We start from the raw sequence: 15340 nt of genomic DNA, 5'->3' as shown, positions 1-15340 counted from the left end.
TCAATAAGATGTGACTTCTCAGCTTTTTAGGTGTCTAAAAAATACTTACCTTTAGTGAGACAATTTATTTAACCTAAAACAAATATAAAAATGAGTAAAAGAGACGAATTAATCGCAAAGTACGCAGCAGATTTAAAAGACAAGTGTGGTGTTAATCCAGATATGGATTTATTAACTAAAGTTACTGTAGGTTTAGGACCTTCAATTTACAATGCAGATTCTTCAACAGTTTCTGGTTCTGACGATAGCGAGTTAGCAACTGTAAAAAACAATTACTTAATAAAAAAATTAGGTCTTAGCGAAAGCGATGATTTAGATGGTGCTATCGATGCTGTAATGGAAAAATACGGTCGTTCTAACAGAACAAAGTATAGAGCTGTAGTATACTATTTATTATGTACTCATTTTAACAAAGCTTCAGTTTACTAGTAGACTTTGTAATATAAAATATCAAAGCCTTTCTGTTAAGAGAGGCTTTTTTTATTTCTGTAACTTTCTACTTTTCACATGCAACTTATTTCTACCTTTGCAGCATGATACATTTAGGAGAATACAATACATTAGAAATACTAAGAGATACAGAACCAGGTTTATTTCTTGGTGATGGTGAAGATGGAGAAGTTTTATTACCAAACAGATATGTGCCAGAAGCATTTGAAATTGGTGACAAACTAGAAGTATTTGTGTACTTGGATAATGAAGAAAGACCTGTAGCCACAACAGATGAACCTTTTATTAAAAAAGGAGACTTTGCTTTATTGCGTTGTAATCAGGTTACTAAGTTTGGTGCTTTTTTAGATTGGGGTTTGGTAAAGGAATTGTTCTGTCCATTCAAAGAACAGGCTTTTAAAATGAAAGCAGGTGGTTGGTACTTAGTGTATTGTTACTTAGATGAAGAAACCGAACGCTTAGTAGCGTCTAGCAAAACCAACCGTTTTTTAGATAATAAAGAACTTACGGTTAAGCAATTTGATGAGGTGGACTTAATTGTATCTCATCCTTCAGAGATAGGTATGAATGTTATCGTTAACAAAAAACATTTAGGTTTAGTGTTTAAAGATGATATTTATAAAGATATAAGTGTAGGAGACAGACTTAAGGGAATAGTTAAGAAAGTACGACACGATAATAAGTTAGATATATCTCTTAGCCAAATAGGTTATAGAAATATAGAGCCTAATGCTGAATTTATTCTTAATGAATTAAAAGATAATAGTGGCTTTTTACCATTACACGACAAATCGAGTCCAGAAGATATAAAAGAGCAATTACAGATGAGTAAAAAGGCATTTAAAAAAGCTATTGGATCTTTGTATAAAGAGCGACAAATAGAAATAAAGAATGACGGTATCTATTTAAAATAAACTCTAAATTCTTTTAATTTTTGAAAACACCAAACCAAACTCTATGAAAAAAATATTACACTGTCTATTAATATTGTTTGTTAATTTTTCCTTTAGTCAAACTACAGTAGACCTTACGCCTTCACAAGATAATTCCATTTTTTCAGAATCTAACAATTCAAATGGATTAGGAAGGTTGTTTTCTGGTCAAAATTCTATAGGAAATAATAGAAGATGTTTGTTTCAATTCGATTTTTCGGCAATACCTTCAACAGCAATTGTTTCTTCTGTTACGCTTACACTCAATGTAAACCAGGTAAGTTCTAGTACAACAGATACTTTTACATTACACAGATTAACGACACCTTGGGGCGAAGGTACTTCATTTAGTGGTGGAGGCTCAGGCTCTGCTGCTGTGGCGCCTGATGCTACTTGGTCAGATGCTATGTTAGGAACATCTAATTGGACTACACTTGGTGGGGACTTTATTACAGATGCAACACATTCTTTATCTATGGATAATACCACAGGAAATAAAGTATTTAGTTCAACTAGTACTTTGGTAGAGGATGTTCAGAATTGGATAGATGGAACCAATAGTAATTATGGTTGGATATTAATTGGAGACGAATCTACTTCAAACACTACTAGGAGATTTGGAAGTAAAGATCAAGATGTAGCGCCAGTGCTTAGCATTACCTATGCAACCTTAAATATCCAAGAGTTTGAAGCTAAAAATGTATCAATTTATCCTAATCCATCAACTACAGGTAAGTATACTGTTACATCAAAAATTAATTTGAAGGAAATTATGGTATATGACATGCATGGAAAACTATTAAAAACTGTAATAACTGACCAACTGCCTACTGATTATGAGTTAGATATTACAGATTTTGTAAATGGGATGTATGTTCTAAAGGTTTTTGATGCCAATGGCAACTCTACTGCTAAAAATATCATCAAATATTAATTTAGACTATCACTAAAATTGTTTTCTATTCGCTGTTGAATGGTGTTTAAGCCTTCGTAAAGGTTATTAAAACAGATGTCTTTCCATTCGCAAAAGCTACTTTCAATTTTAGCATTCATTCGTGTAGCATCGTTATAACTTACAATACCGTATGCAGCTAGATTCGGTAATTTTTGTCTTGCTTTTTTTAAATCTAAAATTGAGATAGAGTAGGAGTTAACTCTATTGGCAATGATTCCAAATGGTTTAGAGGAACCATAGTGCTTTTTTATGGATTTTAATGTTGGATTTACAGCCTTTAAGTCTATATGTGTACCTTCATTAAACTCTATAACTGCGATATCTTTAAAAAAATGAGTAATTCCAAACTCAGTTGAGGTTTGATCTATAATCTTTGATGCTAAATCTGTATATTCAATTCCCATAATCTTCAAACTTTAATTATAGCTAAACTTTAAATGTTATTACCTAAAGCTATAATTAGACACATGTTTTTCAATTTAGTCACTTAAATAAATGAAAAACATATAGTTATACGTTACGGAAAACGATTTAGATGTTATAAATAGAAATTATTCAACTTCGGAAAGTGTACGCTCTACCCAATCTATTGCAGCATCAAGATCTCTAAAAGATTTTCTATTGAAAGTAAAAAAGCGCTCCTCTATTTCAAAAACCTTTTCAGTTAATGAATTATGAGCTACAACAGCATAAGCTTTAACGTTAGGAAATACTTTATTAAACTTTTTAGCATCAGAAAGATTAATAGAATAAGAGTTTATTCGATTAGAAATAAAACCAAAAGGTCTATCACCAAATTGAGATTTAATAATATTAGTTACTTCACTAAAGTTTTTAAAATTTAGGTCAACTCCTTCATTAAATATAGCTATCATATACTTCTCATCATAGTATAGCTTACCCAAACTAACTTCTTTAAAAGTGAAATCTGTATTATTAATCTTAGGGGATGTAATCATAATAATAAAAATTCAGCCGCAAATATAGTATGCGTGCATAGTAAATTCAAACAAAATTTAGCCTTTATGCATTATTATTAATTCCTTATTTTTGCTATCAAAATTTTGAAGAATATGAGCCATATAGATTGGAAAGTTGCCAAATCTTATGAAGATATAACATATCATAAATGTAATGGAGTTGCAAGAATTGCATTTAACCGTCCAGATGTACGAAATGCCTTTCGTCCAAAGACAACATCAGAACTTTACGATGCATTTTATGATGCCAATGAAGATGTAAACATTGGTGTTGTATTATTAAGTGCTGAAGGTCCATCATCAAAGGATGGAATATGGAGTTTTTGTTCTGGTGGAGATCAAAAGGCAAGAGGTCATCAAGGTTATGTAGGTGATGATGGTTACCACAGATTAAATATTTTAGAAGTTCAGCGTCTTATCCGTTTTATGCCAAAAGCCGTTATTGCTGTTGTACCTGGTTGGGCTGTTGGTGGTGGTCATAGCTTACATGTAGTTTGCGATTTAACTCTGGCAAGTAAAGAGCATGCTATTTTTAAGCAAACAGATGCCGATGTTACTAGTTTTGATGGTGGATACGGTTCTGCTTATTTAGCGAAAATGGTAGGGCAGAAAAAAGCAAGAGAGATATTTTTCTTAGGGAGAAACTACTCTGCACAAGAAGCATTTGAAATGGGAATGGTAAATGCTGTTATTCCTCACGATGAATTAGAAGCCACAGCTTATGAATGGGCTCAAGAAATATTAGCAAAATCACCAACCTCAATAAAGATGTTAAAGTTTGCCATGAATCTAACAGATGATGGTATGGTTGGTCAGCAAGTTTTTGCTGGCGAAGCTACTAGATTAGCTTACATGACAGATGAGGCTAAGGAAGGCCGTGATGCATTCTTGGAAAAAAGAAAGCCAAACTTTCCTAAAAAGTGGATTCCATAAAATAAAAGGCTTAATGAAAAAAATTAAACCTTGGCTTTCTGCCATGAGGCTTAGAACCTTACCGCTCTCCGTTTCTGGTATTATTTTAGGAACGTGCTTTGCAGTATATAATGGTCGTTTTAGTTGGTGGGTTTTGGTGCTTGCTATTTTAACTACGATAAGTCTTCAGGTACTATCTAATTTAGCCAATGACTATGGTGATGGAGTAAGAGGTACGGATAATGAGGATAGAGTAGGACCACAAAGAGCAATACAGAGTGGCATTATAACTCCAGATGAAATGTTAGATGCCATAAAATTTAATATAGTGTTAGTTATTATTCTCACATTATCATTAATAATGGCTGCATTTGGTCCAACCAACTTTTTATTTTTATTGTTGTTCATTTTTCTTGGAGGTTTATCTGTTTATGCAGCTTTAAATTACACTATGGGAGATTCACCATATGGATACAGAGCCTTAGGTGATGTTTTTGTTTTTATTTTCTTTGGACTTGTAAGTACAATAGGTAGTTATTTACTTTATGCACACAAAGTTGATCATGTCGTTATTTTACCAGCAATAGCACTTGGTCTATTGAGTGTTGGTGTTTTAAATCTTAATAATATGAGAGATTTAGAAGCAGACGCCAATGTTGGTAAAATTACATTTGCTGTTAAATTAGGTATTAAAAGAGCCAAACAATATCATTATTTTCTTATTGTTGGGGCTATGCTGGTTACGGTATTATTTTCAATCTTTTATTACGTTTCACCTTATAACTTCTTGTATTTAATTGCTTTTATTCCATTATCAATTCACTTAAAAAAGATAAAAGCTGCCAAAGTACCTAACGATTTTGATAGTCAGTTAAAAGTATTGGCATTATCTACATTTCTTTTTGCTCTATTATTGGGTTTTGGTTACATTTCTTTTAATTTTATATTGAATTAACCATAAATTCCATTGAAGATGAAAATTACATTTTACGGTCATGCTTGTCTAGGTGTAGAAATAAATGGTGTGCATATACTTGTAGACCCTTTTATTTCTGGTAATGAAAAAGCATCTCATATAGATGTAGATAGTTTAAAGACAGATTATATTTTAATTACTCATGCGCATCAAGACCATATCTTAGATGTTGAAAGGATAGCAAAACGGACTGATGCAATTATTGTCTCTAATTATGAAATAGTAGTACACTATCAAAATCTAGGTTTTAAAGGACACCCTATGAATCATGGTGGCTCATGGAATTTTGAATTTGGTAAAGTAAAATATGTCAATGCTATACATACATCATCGTTTCCAGACGGAAAATATGGTGGTCAGCCAGGTGGATTTGTAATACAGTCAGGCAAAAAAACACTATACATTGCAGGTGATACAGCACTACATTACGATATGAAAATACTAGGTCAAAGTTATGATTTGGACTTAGCAGTTTTGCCAATAGGTGATAATTTTACAATGGGAGTAGAAGACGCTATTGTAGCAACCCGATTTTTAAAGTGTGATAGAGTTTTAGGATATCATTATGATACTTTCGGTTATATTGAAATAGACAAGGTGAAAGCAAAAGCCAAATTTGATTCTAAATTAAAAACATTGAAATTATTAGAGATTGGTGGCAGTATGGACGTGTAGTTATCTTACCTGACTTCTCAAAACCAATTTGTGTAGTAACTTAGGAAAAAACCGTTTTAAATAAACACCTTTGGTTTCACTTTTGCCAATATAAGCTTCAAATTTTTCTTTTTTAATGGCTTTTAGCATTCGTTTGGCAAAAACAGAAACCTCTAATCCATTTTCAGTAGCTTTGTCTTGTTCATTTTGTGTGGATCCATCACCAGTTAATGCATTGCGTGCTACATTTGTATTTACAAAGCCAGGACAAATCATAGTAACTTTTATGTTGTCTTTATCATGCTCTAATCGTAATGCATCAAAAAAACCATGTAAAGCATGTTTTGCACCACAATAAGCAGAGCGATAAGGTGAAGAAAATTTTCCCATTAAACTAGTAACTGTTACAAAGTGTCCAGTTTTTTGGGAGATAAAATGCGGAAGCAGAGCTTTGGACAAAGCGATCGTTCCTAAATAATCAATTTCCATCAACTTTTTATCAACTTCAATATCAGTATCAATAATTAAGGAACGTTGACTAATACCTCCATTGTTAATAAGTATATCAACATTACCAAACAAAGAAATAGCTTTTGTTACAATTGTTGGCATTGTTTGATAATCAGCTAGGTCTAGCGGTAAAACTTCAATGTTTTTAGGTTGTAAACATTCATTTTTTACATCATTCAAAACGGTAGTTCTACGTGAGGAAATTATGAGTTTACAATTGTACTTAGATAATTCTAAAGCGACAGCTTTACCAATACCACTGGATGCTCCGGTAATCCAAATGACTTTATTATTAAATGTCATGATTGCTTTTTAGAATTTAACCATTCTTCACGCAAGTCATTACTTAATTTTCCTGTACCATCATGCTTCCAACCTGGTGGTTTAATTAAATATTGAAAACGATCTTTTAGAGATTTCTTTCCGGTTAATGTGTCTTTTAGCATGTTCCACCACTCAATAAAGGCAATTTTTACTGGGTTATACGTATTGATATTGGTAACAAGTCCATATTTTACTTTTTCTTCATCTAATTCTGGTTGAAATGTTCCGAAAAGTTTATCCCAAATAATGAGTATTCCGGCATGGTTACGGTCCAAATAAATCGGATTACTACCATGATGTACACGATGGTGAGATGGTGTATTAAAAATAGCTTCGAACCAACGTGGCATTTTGTCTATAGCTTCTGTATGAATCCAAAACTGATATAACAAACTAATGGACATCTGTAATAATATCATAGCAGGATGAAACCCTAAAAGAGGTAGCCATAGCCAAAACACAAAACTATAAAATCCACCAGACCAAGTTTGCCTCAAAGCTGTACTTAAATTGTAGTGTTCAGATGAATGATGAACCACATGCGATGCCCAAAATAAGCGACATTCGTGCGAAACTCTATGAAACCAATAATATGCTAAATCATCAGCAAAAAATAACAATACAAAAGACCACCAAGCAAGCGGAATAGTAAATAATCTCAAATTACTGTATACCCAAAATAAAGCTAGCCAAACCAAGCCTTTACTTGCAAATCCTAAAAATACATTTCCTAAACCCATTGCGATAGAAGCAAAAGCATCTTTAGGTTCATAACCTTTTACATACTTTAGTTGCTCTCTTGTGGTAACATATAATTCAAGTAGCATAGCCAAAATAAAAAAGGGTATGGCATAAAGAATAATATTCGGAAAATCTGGCATTAGTAGGTGTGTTTAAGCATCTAAAATACGAAAATATTTAACTATTTTTACATCTAATTATGACAGCTACTTACCATAAGTATATTCTCAATTTTAAGCGCCCAAGTGGTACCTCTAGAGGTGTAATGACTACTAAGGAAACTTGGTTTATTATCTTAAACGAAAGTAATAAAATAGGAATAGGTGAATGCGGTATATTAAGAGGTTTGAGTATAGATGACAGACCAGAATATGAAAGTAAATTAAAATGGGTCTGTGATAATATTTGTTTAGGGTTAGATTCCTTATTAAATGAGCTGATCGAATATCCAAGTATTCAATTTGGATTAGAAATAGCATTTAAATCTTTAGAAAGCGAATCAGAATTCGATCTTTTTCCTTCAAACTTTACAAATAGCCAAGATGCCATACCAATTAACGGTTTAGTTTGGATGGGAGATGAAACCTTCATGCGTAAGCAAGTTAAAGAGAAAATTGAAGCTGGTTTTGACTGTATTAAACTTAAAATTGGAGCTATTGATTTTCAAACTGAGCTTAATATTTTAAAATCGATTCGAAAAGAATTTTCTATTTCAGATATTGAATTACGAGTAGATGCTAATGGAGCGTTTTTACCCAATGAAGCCCTTGAAAAATTGAAGCGTCTTTCAGAATATCAACTTCACTCTATAGAGCAACCTATAAAGCCTAAACAATTTGAGGAAATGGCTAGGCTTTGTGAGGAGACACCTTTGCCAATTGCTTTAGATGAAGAGTTGATTGGTGTTTTTTCAGAAAAGGATAAGCAAAAGCTACTTCAAATCATAAAACCACAATACATCATTCTAAAACCAAGTTTAGTTGGAGGTTTCAAAGGAAGCCAACAATGGATTGATATTGCTGAAGATTTGGGTATAAAATGGTGGATAACGAGTGCTCTAGAAAGTAATGTTGGCTTAAATGCCATTGCACAATGGACCTATACACTAAATAATGATATGCCTCAGGGATTAGGAACAGGAAGTTTGTTTACTAATAATTTTGCTTCGCCATTAACGGTAAAAAATGGTACTTTGCAATACGATAAAAATAAAGATTGGAATTTTAATTTAAACCTATGAATTATATACAACAAGCATATAAAGGGCAACGAGAATTGTGGATGTTCATCCTCACTACCATATTAGTTGCAGGTATCTTTTTATTAAACTTTGTGTTTTATCTTATAACAGATCCTGCAGATTTAGAAGCTGCTTATGAAATGATGAAGGGTATTCCTTCTAGTTTAAACCTAGCTATAAATCTCATTCCATTTGCCTTTCTGTTAGGCTTACTTTTTATTTTGGCCAAGTATGTACACCAAAGAAGTATTTTATCATTAACAACAGCAAGATCTAAGGTAGATTATGGTAGGGTATTCTTTGCTTTTATGATGATTGCAACGTTTACAATTGTTTCTTTCATTATAAGTTATAATATAGATTCTTCAGAGATTATTTATCAATTCGATTTTAAGAAGTTTTCTATTTTATTTTTGGTAAGTATTGTTTTATTTCCTTTTCAAATTGGATTAGAAGAATATCTTTTTAGAGGCTATTTAATGCAGCATATAGGCGTTATGGTGAAGAATAAATGGTTTCCTTTAATTCTAACCTCTGTTTTATTTGGTATTGCACATAGTGCTAATCCAGAAGTAGCTAATGTTGGTTTCTGGAAGATGATGATATTCTATATTGGTACAGGTCTGTTATTAGGTATAATGACTTTAATGGATGATGGATTAGAACTTGCTTTAGGTTTTCACTTAGGAAACAATTTGTTAGCATCACTTTTAGTTACTGCAGATTGGACAGCCTTACAGACAGACGCCATCTTTAAAAGTACAGCTGAACCATCCATGAGTATTATTGGCGAAATCTTAATACCAGTATTGGTTGTTTATCCAATTATGTTATTAATTTTATCAAAAAGATACGGTTGGAATAACTGGCAGGAACGTTTATTTGGTAAGGTAACAGAACCACCAAAAGAAGATTATAAAATCATTGGAGAATAATGACACCAAAGTACGATAAAGTTCATAATAGATTTAAACTAAACGATCTGCATTATGACCACGAAGAGTTAAAAGAAGTAGCCTATAGTCTTATAAAAGAGGGAGCTCCCTTTGAAAAAGCAACAGGAAACTTTTTGATAGATTGGCTTAATGAAAAAGATTACATAGAAGTAAAGACGTCTGGTTCTACAGGTAAACCAAAGCTTATAAAGTTAAAAAAACAAGCTATGGTAAATTCAGCCATTGCTACAGGAGATTTCTTTGGTCTCGAGCCAGGTAATACAGCTATAGACTGTTTGCCAAGCCATTATATTGCAGGTAAAATGATGTTGGTTAGAGCTATGATTTTAGGTTTAGAATTAGATCATGTAGAACCTAGCGCACACCCAATGTTTGATTATGAAAAGCATTACGATTTTTGTGCAATGATTCCGCTGCAATTAAAGCATACTCTTAAATACACCTATAACATCAAAACGATTATTGTTGGTGGATCTAAAGTTACGCTTCCGTTATTAGAGCGAATTAAAGACTGTGATTCTAAGTTTTTTGAAACCTATGGCATGACAGAGACAGTAACTCACGTTGCAGTTAGACAACTACCTTCTAAGGCGTCTAAAGGCGAGAAGTATTTTAATGCTATTCCTAATGTAACGTTTTCTCAAGATGAGAGGCAGTGTTTGGTAATTAACGCATTAAATTTAGTTGATGAACCTCTTGTAACTAATGATATTGTAGATTTAAAATCTGAAACTAGTTTTCAGTTATTAGGTCGCTATGACAATGTTATCAACTCTGGTGGAGTTAAGTTATTTCCTGAACAGATAGAGGATAAACTACAGCCAGCTATTGATGAGCGTTTTATTGTCGCAGGTGAAGAAGATGAGACATTAGGTGAACGCTTGGTTTTAATAGTAGAAAATCCAAGAGATTCTGCTGATAGTATAGCCAATAGAATACGATTTATAAAAGGCTTAACCAAGTTTGAAGTGCCTAAACATATCTACATAACAGATAAGTTTGTTGAAACTGTTAACGGTAAAATTCAACGTACTAAAACTATTGAATCTGTTTTAGGATAGGTTTATTCATTAAAATAAAGATAGGCTTTAACTAAATAAAAAACCCAATGCAACGCATTGGGTTTTTTTATATTAATAAATTAAAGAATTAATTACCAGCCGAAAGGTTTTTCATTTCTTCTTCAATCATTTCGTAGAACTCATCAATTTTAGGTAAAACGATGATACGTGTACGTCTATTCTTGGCTCTGTTTTCAGCAGTATCATTATCAACTAAAGGAACATGGTAACTACGACCAGCTGCGATAAGTTTTTGAGGATTTACATTTAACTCTTCTAAAACTCGCACAACAGCAGTAGCACGTTTTACACTTAAATCCCAATTATCTAATAATGGTGGTTTGCTGTATGGTACGTTATCTGTATGAGACTCTACCATAGCTTCAAAATTTGGCTTTCCATTAATAACGGTTGCAACTTTACCTAAAACTTCTTTAGCTCTATCAGTTACATTGTAGCTTCCACTTTTAAATAAAAGCTTGTCTGCAATAGAAATAAATACAACACCCTTTTCTACATTAACTTCTATATCTGGATCATTAATACCAACCTCTTTCTTTAAGCTAGACACTAAAGCAAGTGTAACACTGTCTTTTTTGTTTAATGCATCTTGTAAACGCGATATTTTTAAATCTTTTTCTTTTAGGCTTTCTAACGATTTTTCAAGATTCTCTGCACCTTTTTGCGTTAAGGTTGTTAAGTTTCCTTTAGTGTCAATTAAATCTTGGTTAGCTTTACGTAAATCCGCTAACTGGTCTTTCATTGTCTCTACTCTGGCATTAGCTGCTGCAGCATCAGATAGACATTTATTTAATTTTACAGTTGCACTGTTTAATAAGTCTTGTGTTTCTTGTTGTTTTGCTTCAAGCGCTGCATATTCTTTCTTCGATACGCAAGATGCAAGCAACACCATTGAGCAAACACTTAATAACATTAGTTTTTTCATAATTTTCATTATAGTTTAAATTGTTAATTTTAACATATCAAAATTATACAAAAGAAAATAGGCTAGAACATAGATTAACAAAAATTTTAACAGTTTTATAAACAGTTAAAACGTTTGTTTTTTCTTTACATAATAAGACCAAATAATTGAAGAGGTTTGGTAATAATTAGGAAGTTTTTTGAGTGTTTTACGTTCCTTTAAAACATTACTCAAATTGAGATAAAAAGAACCATGAGCTTTTAAAATAGCAATGAAATGAGCAGGTTTTAATTGCAGTAAAAACATAACACCAGCAACACCATCTAAAAGCATTCTGGTTATAGTCTTAGAAAATACATTATTGTCAGTGTTTTTAACTAATGTCATAAGACTATTTCTAAAGTTGAGGTATGTTTTTTTAGGATTGGAATTCTTTAAGGTTGCACCACCAACATGATACACTGAAGATATACCAACATATTGTGTTTTATAATTACTATTGAAAGCGCGCCAGCACAAATCTATTTCTTCCATATGAGCAAAATAGCTTTCGTCAAAACCGTTTAAAGATTTAAAAACTTCATTTTTTATAAAAAAGCAAGCACCAGAAGCCCAGAAAATATCTATAATATCATTGTATTGGCCTTTATCTTCCTCAATGCTGTTAAATATGCGACCTCTACAAAAAGGATAACCATACTTATCCATAAAGCCACCAGCAGCACCAGCATATTCAAATTTAGACTTGTCTTTGTAATCTAATATTTTAGGTTGAAGGATATCTGGTTTAGCCTCCGAATTGAAAGCGGTCAGAATTCCATTAAGCCAATTTTCTGTAACCTCAATATCACTATTAAGTAGGCAGAGTAGAGGCTCAGCAACGTATTGTAAGGCTTCGTTATAACCTTTTGCATATCCACCATTTTCAGAATTCTGAATGATAATAACCTTAGGAAACGAAGTTTTTAAAAATTCAACAGAATTATCAGTGGATGCATTATCCGCAACATAGATTTTAGCGTCTTCAGAATATTTTAAAACTGACGGTAAAAATTGCTCTAGTAGCGATTTACCATTCCAATTTAAAATAACAATTGCTATATCCTTGTCACTGTACATTTATGCCTTTTTATAATTAGGAATATCTCTTAAGAACTGATAACGTTCAGCCTCAGTGTCCATTTGACAATAATAGTGATTTATACCGTTTGTTACCATGAGGAATTCGGCATTTAACGCTAAATTATAACGTGCAATCTGGTCAAAAGTATCTTGGTTTATGGTAATGTCGTACGATTTGCATTCCACGATGAGTAGAATACTACCATCAGAATTAAAAATTACGATATCGTAGCGTTTCTTTAAGCCATTGATGTTTAATTCCTTTTCAACATTAATCAAAGATTTTGGGTAATTCTTTTCGTTGATAAGGTAATGTACACAATGTTGCCTTACCCATTCCTCTGGTTGAAGAATGATAAATTTTTTCCGAATGACATCAAAAATAGAAACTTTATTTTCTGTACTTTTGAATCGGTATTCAAACTGTGGAAAGTTGAGTTTTTGCACTTCACAAAATTAAAATTATAATATCATTCGAGCAAACGATTTAAGAGATTGGACGAAGTAAAAACAATAGTAGAAGACTTAAAAAAGGGGCAAATTAAACCCATCTATTTTTTAATGGGTGAGGAGGCTTACTACATTGATAAGATTTCAGATTTTATTGAAGATAATCTTTTGGATGAAGCCGAAAAAGGGTTCAACCAAATGGTGCTTTATGGAAGAGATGTTAGCATTGACGATATCGTAAGTAATGCCAAGCGTTATCCTATGATGGCAGAGCGTCAAGTAGTTATTGTAAAAGAAGCGCAAGACCTTAGTCGTACTATAGAAAAGCTAGCATCGTATGCCGAAAATCCACAGCCAACAACCGTTTTGGTCATAAATTACAAGTATAAAAAAATTGATAAGCGTAAAGCGTTATACAAGGCAATAAATAAAAATGGTAGTGTCGTTTTTGAAAGTAAAAAACTCTATGATAATCAGGTTCCGGATTGGATAAGACGTGTATTGAAAGGACAAGGTTATGATATTTCGCCTAAAGCCGCACAAATGCTGGTTGAGTTTTTAGGAACCGATCTAAGCAAGGTAAATAATGAACTCAATAAGCTAAAAATTGTTTTACCAAAAGGCACACAGATTACACCAGAGCATATTGAAGAAAATATAGGTATAAGTAAAGATTATAATAATTTTGAACTTCGGAAAGCTGTTGGTGCCAGAGATATTGTTAAAGCACAGCGTATTGCAAAGTATTTTGGTGATAATCCAAAGGACAATCCTATGGTGGTGACTGTAGCGTTGCTATTTAATTTCTTCTCGCAATTATTGCATTTACATGGTATGACAGACAAAAATCCAAGAAGTGTAGCTTCGGCATTAAGGGTTAATCCATATTTTGTGAATGAGTACATAATTGCAGCTCGCAACTACCCAATGAAAAAAGTGAGTGCTACAATAGCATTGCTGAGGGAATTTGATGTAAAAGGTAAAGGAGTAGGTGCAAATGCAGTACCACAAGGCGACTTGCTAAAAGAACTTTTGGTAAGGATAATGGGTTAATTACTCTATTAGCAAACGTCTTCTTATTGTGTTTTTACCAAAAGTATCTTCAATAGTTATAAGATATATCCCAGAAGTTAAATCTGAAACATCAATATGTTTTTTGTTTGATGTTTTTACCAATTGACCAGTTACATTATAGATTTTAGTTTGAAGGTTGTCCTCGCTCAACGTAATTTCTGTTTTAGCTGGGTTAGGGTAAAATGAAATAGCCGCAAGTTCAGTTTCATCTAAAGAAAGTGTAGAGGTATTGAAACTATATAAAGCTGGTTGAAGACTACCATTTTCTTCAGCTGTTATATAATATTCGTTGGCGTTTATAGGATATATACCTTCAATCTGAAACGAATAATTTTCTGGTACTGCAATAGAAGTTTTTGTAACTGTTCCGTTAGAAAATAAGCCAGAATTAAATCCGCTTAATTCAATTAAAAAAGCACCACTACCATCAAATCCTGTGACAATAATTTCATTACTTGTTGTATTGAATGCTGCTCCTGAGACCAAACCTCCTGCTATAATACTATCAACCATAGAAATGCTATGTGAGCCAGGTGTTTTTGGTAATTCGTAAATGTTGGTGTTGCCATCTAGCCAATTTCTGGTGAACACATAAAGACTGTTATTATAATGTATTAAGCTCTCTGCATCAAAATTGGTAGCAAACGGACTTGTTGTAAAATCTGTTTGGTCAGCGTAGTTAAAGTTAATGACATCTGCAGAAACTGAAGTATTATTTAAATAATCTGAAATAGCAATTCTATAAATCTTTAAATCGGTTCTATCTCCTTGGTAATTGCCAAAATCTCCAATATATATGTAAGTACCATCTTGTGTAAGATCTTCCCAATCTATGTTGGTGGCATTAGTAATAGTAACTGTTCGTGTAACATTTCCTGTGGTTACATCAATATCAAAAAGTTGATTGGTATTTGCACTGTCGTTATGCGTAATCAGTATATTGTTTATATACAATAATCCTGAGGTTTCATTAACGGTTCCGTCTAATGAAGTTTCTAATGTAAACTGTTGAGCATTGACACAAAAAAATGATAAAACCAAAAATAGATTAAAACAGAGCGTAAGTCTCATATATAAT

At 32.6% G+C, this 15340-nt stretch carries 18 protein-coding genes; 10 read left to right on the top strand and 8 right to left on the bottom strand.

Annotation, left to right across the window (positions count from 1 at the left end):
* Nucleotides 1-90 precede the first annotated feature (90 nt).
* The 3 genes from ACXAFS_RS07855 (at nucleotide 91) to ACXAFS_RS07845 (ending at nucleotide 2316) form a co-directional block, all read left to right on the top strand.
* Nucleotides 91-429 carry a DUF2853 family protein gene (locus ACXAFS_RS07855; RefSeq protein WP_475306255.1) on the top strand — a complete coding sequence of 113 codons (339 nt, stop codon included), beginning with the start codon at nucleotides 91-93 and terminating at the stop codon, nucleotides 427-429.
* Between the two features lie 104 nt (nucleotides 430-533).
* Nucleotides 534-1364, top strand: coding sequence for a CvfB family protein (locus ACXAFS_RS07850; protein WP_475306254.1), 831 nt, complete (start codon nucleotides 534-536; stop codon nucleotides 1362-1364).
* A gap of 43 nt (nucleotides 1365-1407) precedes the next feature.
* The gene (locus ACXAFS_RS07845; RefSeq protein WP_475306253.1) at nucleotides 1408-2316 is read left to right on the top strand and encodes a DNRLRE domain-containing protein; all 909 of its coding nucleotides are present in this window, start codon (nucleotides 1408-1410) and stop codon (nucleotides 2314-2316) included.
* On the opposite strand, the gene ACXAFS_RS07840 is transcribed toward ACXAFS_RS07845, so the two are convergent.
* Nucleotides 2313-2741: a hypothetical protein gene (locus ACXAFS_RS07840; RefSeq protein WP_475306252.1), complete on the bottom strand. Its 429-nt coding sequence runs from the start codon at nucleotides 2739-2741 to the stop codon at nucleotides 2313-2315. The genes ACXAFS_RS07845 and ACXAFS_RS07840 overlap by 4 nt on opposite strands.
* A 147-nt stretch (nucleotides 2742-2888) precedes the next feature.
* On the bottom strand, nucleotides 2889-3296 hold the full coding sequence (locus ACXAFS_RS07835; RefSeq protein ID WP_475306251.1) for a hypothetical protein: 408 nt from the start codon (nucleotides 3294-3296) through the stop codon (nucleotides 2889-2891).
* A gap of 114 nt (nucleotides 3297-3410) precedes the next feature.
* Between ACXAFS_RS07835 and ACXAFS_RS07830 the strand changes: the two genes are divergently transcribed.
* Genes ACXAFS_RS07830 through ACXAFS_RS07820 form a run of 3 tightly spaced genes read left to right on the top strand, consistent with a single transcriptional unit; the run spans nucleotide 3411 to nucleotide 5880 of the window.
* Nucleotides 3411-4250 (top strand): 1,4-dihydroxy-2-naphthoyl-CoA synthase, encoded by an 840-nt coding sequence (locus tag ACXAFS_RS07830; RefSeq protein WP_475306250.1) that lies wholly within the window; start codon nucleotides 3411-3413, stop codon nucleotides 4248-4250.
* Between the two features lie 13 nt (nucleotides 4251-4263).
* The gene (gene menA, locus ACXAFS_RS07825; RefSeq protein ID WP_475306249.1) at nucleotides 4264-5184 is read left to right on the top strand and encodes a 1,4-dihydroxy-2-naphthoate octaprenyltransferase; all 921 of its coding nucleotides are present in this window, start codon (nucleotides 4264-4266) and stop codon (nucleotides 5182-5184) included.
* 18 nt (nucleotides 5185-5202) lie between these two features.
* Nucleotides 5203-5880 carry a metal-dependent hydrolase gene (locus tag ACXAFS_RS07820; protein ID WP_475306248.1) on the top strand — a complete coding sequence of 226 codons (678 nt, stop codon included), beginning with the start codon at nucleotides 5203-5205 and terminating at the stop codon, nucleotides 5878-5880.
* On the opposite strand, the gene ACXAFS_RS07815 is transcribed toward ACXAFS_RS07820, so the two are convergent.
* Nucleotides 5881-6672, bottom strand: coding sequence for an SDR family oxidoreductase (locus tag ACXAFS_RS07815; protein WP_475306247.1), 792 nt, complete (start codon nucleotides 6670-6672; stop codon nucleotides 5881-5883).
* Entirely contained in the window at nucleotides 6669-7574 is a 906-nt protein-coding gene (locus ACXAFS_RS07810; RefSeq protein WP_475306246.1) for a sterol desaturase family protein, read from the bottom strand. Before ACXAFS_RS07810 ends, ACXAFS_RS07815 begins: the two co-directional genes overlap by 4 nt.
* Nucleotides 7575-7633: 59 nt before the next feature.
* On the opposite strand from ACXAFS_RS07810, the gene ACXAFS_RS07805 reads away from it, so the two are divergent.
* From ACXAFS_RS07805 to ACXAFS_RS07795, 3 genes are read left to right on the top strand one after another with little or no spacing between them, the layout of a single operon-like run.
* Nucleotides 7634-8674: an o-succinylbenzoate synthase gene (locus tag ACXAFS_RS07805; RefSeq protein ID WP_475306245.1), complete on the top strand. Its 1041-nt coding sequence runs from the start codon at nucleotides 7634-7636 to the stop codon at nucleotides 8672-8674.
* Nucleotides 8671-9609: a lysostaphin resistance A-like protein gene (locus ACXAFS_RS07800; RefSeq protein WP_475306244.1), complete on the top strand. Its 939-nt coding sequence runs from the start codon at nucleotides 8671-8673 to the stop codon at nucleotides 9607-9609. Before ACXAFS_RS07805 ends, ACXAFS_RS07800 begins: the two co-directional genes overlap by 4 nt.
* On the top strand, nucleotides 9609-10691 hold the full coding sequence (locus ACXAFS_RS07795; RefSeq protein WP_475306243.1) for an AMP-binding protein: 1083 nt from the start codon (nucleotides 9609-9611) through the stop codon (nucleotides 10689-10691). Before ACXAFS_RS07800 ends, ACXAFS_RS07795 begins: the two co-directional genes overlap by 1 nt.
* An 88-nt stretch (nucleotides 10692-10779) precedes the next feature.
* Here ACXAFS_RS07795 and ACXAFS_RS07790 read toward each other — a convergent pair whose 3' ends face one another.
* From ACXAFS_RS07790 to ACXAFS_RS07780, 3 genes are all read right to left on the bottom strand, one after another.
* Entirely contained in the window at nucleotides 10780-11637 is an 858-nt protein-coding gene (locus tag ACXAFS_RS07790) for an OmpA/MotB family protein (RefSeq protein WP_475306242.1), read from the bottom strand.
* 105 nt (nucleotides 11638-11742) lie between these two features.
* On the bottom strand, nucleotides 11743-12735 hold the full coding sequence (locus tag ACXAFS_RS07785; protein WP_475306241.1) for a glycosyltransferase family 2 protein: 993 nt from the start codon (nucleotides 12733-12735) through the stop codon (nucleotides 11743-11745).
* A complete protein-coding gene (locus ACXAFS_RS07780) occupies nucleotides 12736-13185 on the bottom strand; it encodes a type I restriction enzyme HsdR N-terminal domain-containing protein (RefSeq protein ID WP_475306240.1) in 450 nt (149 codons plus the stop codon).
* A 48-nt stretch (nucleotides 13186-13233) separates the two neighbouring features.
* On the opposite strand from ACXAFS_RS07780, the gene holA reads away from it, so the two are divergent.
* On the top strand, nucleotides 13234-14241 hold the full coding sequence (holA, locus tag ACXAFS_RS07775; RefSeq protein ID WP_475306239.1) for a DNA polymerase III subunit delta: 1008 nt from the start codon (nucleotides 13234-13236) through the stop codon (nucleotides 14239-14241).
* Here the strand turns inward: holA and ACXAFS_RS07770 are convergent, their stop codons facing one another.
* Nucleotides 14242-15333, bottom strand: a complete 1092-nt coding sequence (locus ACXAFS_RS07770; RefSeq protein ID WP_475306238.1) for a T9SS type A sorting domain-containing protein — start codon at nucleotides 15331-15333, stop codon at nucleotides 14242-14244.
* Nucleotides 15334-15340: the final 7 nt, after the last annotated feature.

It is taken from the genome of Winogradskyella sp. ABM4_392, assembly GCF_056160445.1.
The sequence above is the reverse complement of the archived record's forward strand: the minus strand, read 5'-3'. Positions and strand labels throughout refer to the sequence as shown.

Excerpts from the sequence above, each read along its gene's own strand:
- ACXAFS_RS07855 (WP_475306255.1), top strand. The coding sequence starts at position 91 with ATGAGTAAAAGAGACGAATTAATCGCAAAGTACGCAGCAGATTTAAAA.
- ACXAFS_RS07850 (WP_475306254.1), top strand. The coding sequence starts at position 534 with ATGATACATTTAGGAGAATACAATACATTAGAAATACTAAGAGATACA.
- ACXAFS_RS07845 (WP_475306253.1), top strand. The coding sequence starts at position 1,408 with ATGAAAAAAATATTACACTGTCTATTAATATTGTTTGTTAATTTTTCC.
- ACXAFS_RS07840 (WP_475306252.1), bottom strand. The coding sequence starts at position 2,741 with ATGGGAATTGAATATACAGATTTAGCATCAAAGATTATAGATCAAACC.
- ACXAFS_RS07835 (WP_475306251.1), bottom strand. The coding sequence starts at position 3,296 with ATGATTACATCCCCTAAGATTAATAATACAGATTTCACTTTTAAAGAA.
- ACXAFS_RS07830 (WP_475306250.1), top strand. The coding sequence starts at position 3,411 with ATGAGCCATATAGATTGGAAAGTTGCCAAATCTTATGAAGATATAACA.
- menA (WP_475306249.1), top strand. The coding sequence starts at position 4,264 with ATGAAAAAAATTAAACCTTGGCTTTCTGCCATGAGGCTTAGAACCTTA.
- ACXAFS_RS07820 (WP_475306248.1), top strand. The coding sequence starts at position 5,203 with ATGAAAATTACATTTTACGGTCATGCTTGTCTAGGTGTAGAAATAAAT.
- ACXAFS_RS07815 (WP_475306247.1), bottom strand. The coding sequence starts at position 6,672 with ATGACATTTAATAATAAAGTCATTTGGATTACCGGAGCATCCAGTGGT.
- ACXAFS_RS07810 (WP_475306246.1), bottom strand. The coding sequence starts at position 7,574 with ATGCCAGATTTTCCGAATATTATTCTTTATGCCATACCCTTTTTTATT.
- ACXAFS_RS07805 (WP_475306245.1), top strand. The coding sequence starts at position 7,634 with ATGACAGCTACTTACCATAAGTATATTCTCAATTTTAAGCGCCCAAGT.
- ACXAFS_RS07800 (WP_475306244.1), top strand. The coding sequence starts at position 8,671 with ATGAATTATATACAACAAGCATATAAAGGGCAACGAGAATTGTGGATG.
- ACXAFS_RS07795 (WP_475306243.1), top strand. The coding sequence starts at position 9,609 with ATGACACCAAAGTACGATAAAGTTCATAATAGATTTAAACTAAACGAT.
- ACXAFS_RS07790 (WP_475306242.1), bottom strand. The coding sequence starts at position 11,637 with ATGAAAAAACTAATGTTATTAAGTGTTTGCTCAATGGTGTTGCTTGCA.
- ACXAFS_RS07785 (WP_475306241.1), bottom strand. The coding sequence starts at position 12,735 with ATGTACAGTGACAAGGATATAGCAATTGTTATTTTAAATTGGAATGGT.
- ACXAFS_RS07770 (WP_475306238.1), bottom strand. The coding sequence starts at position 15,333 with ATGAGACTTACGCTCTGTTTTAATCTATTTTTGGTTTTATCATTTTTT.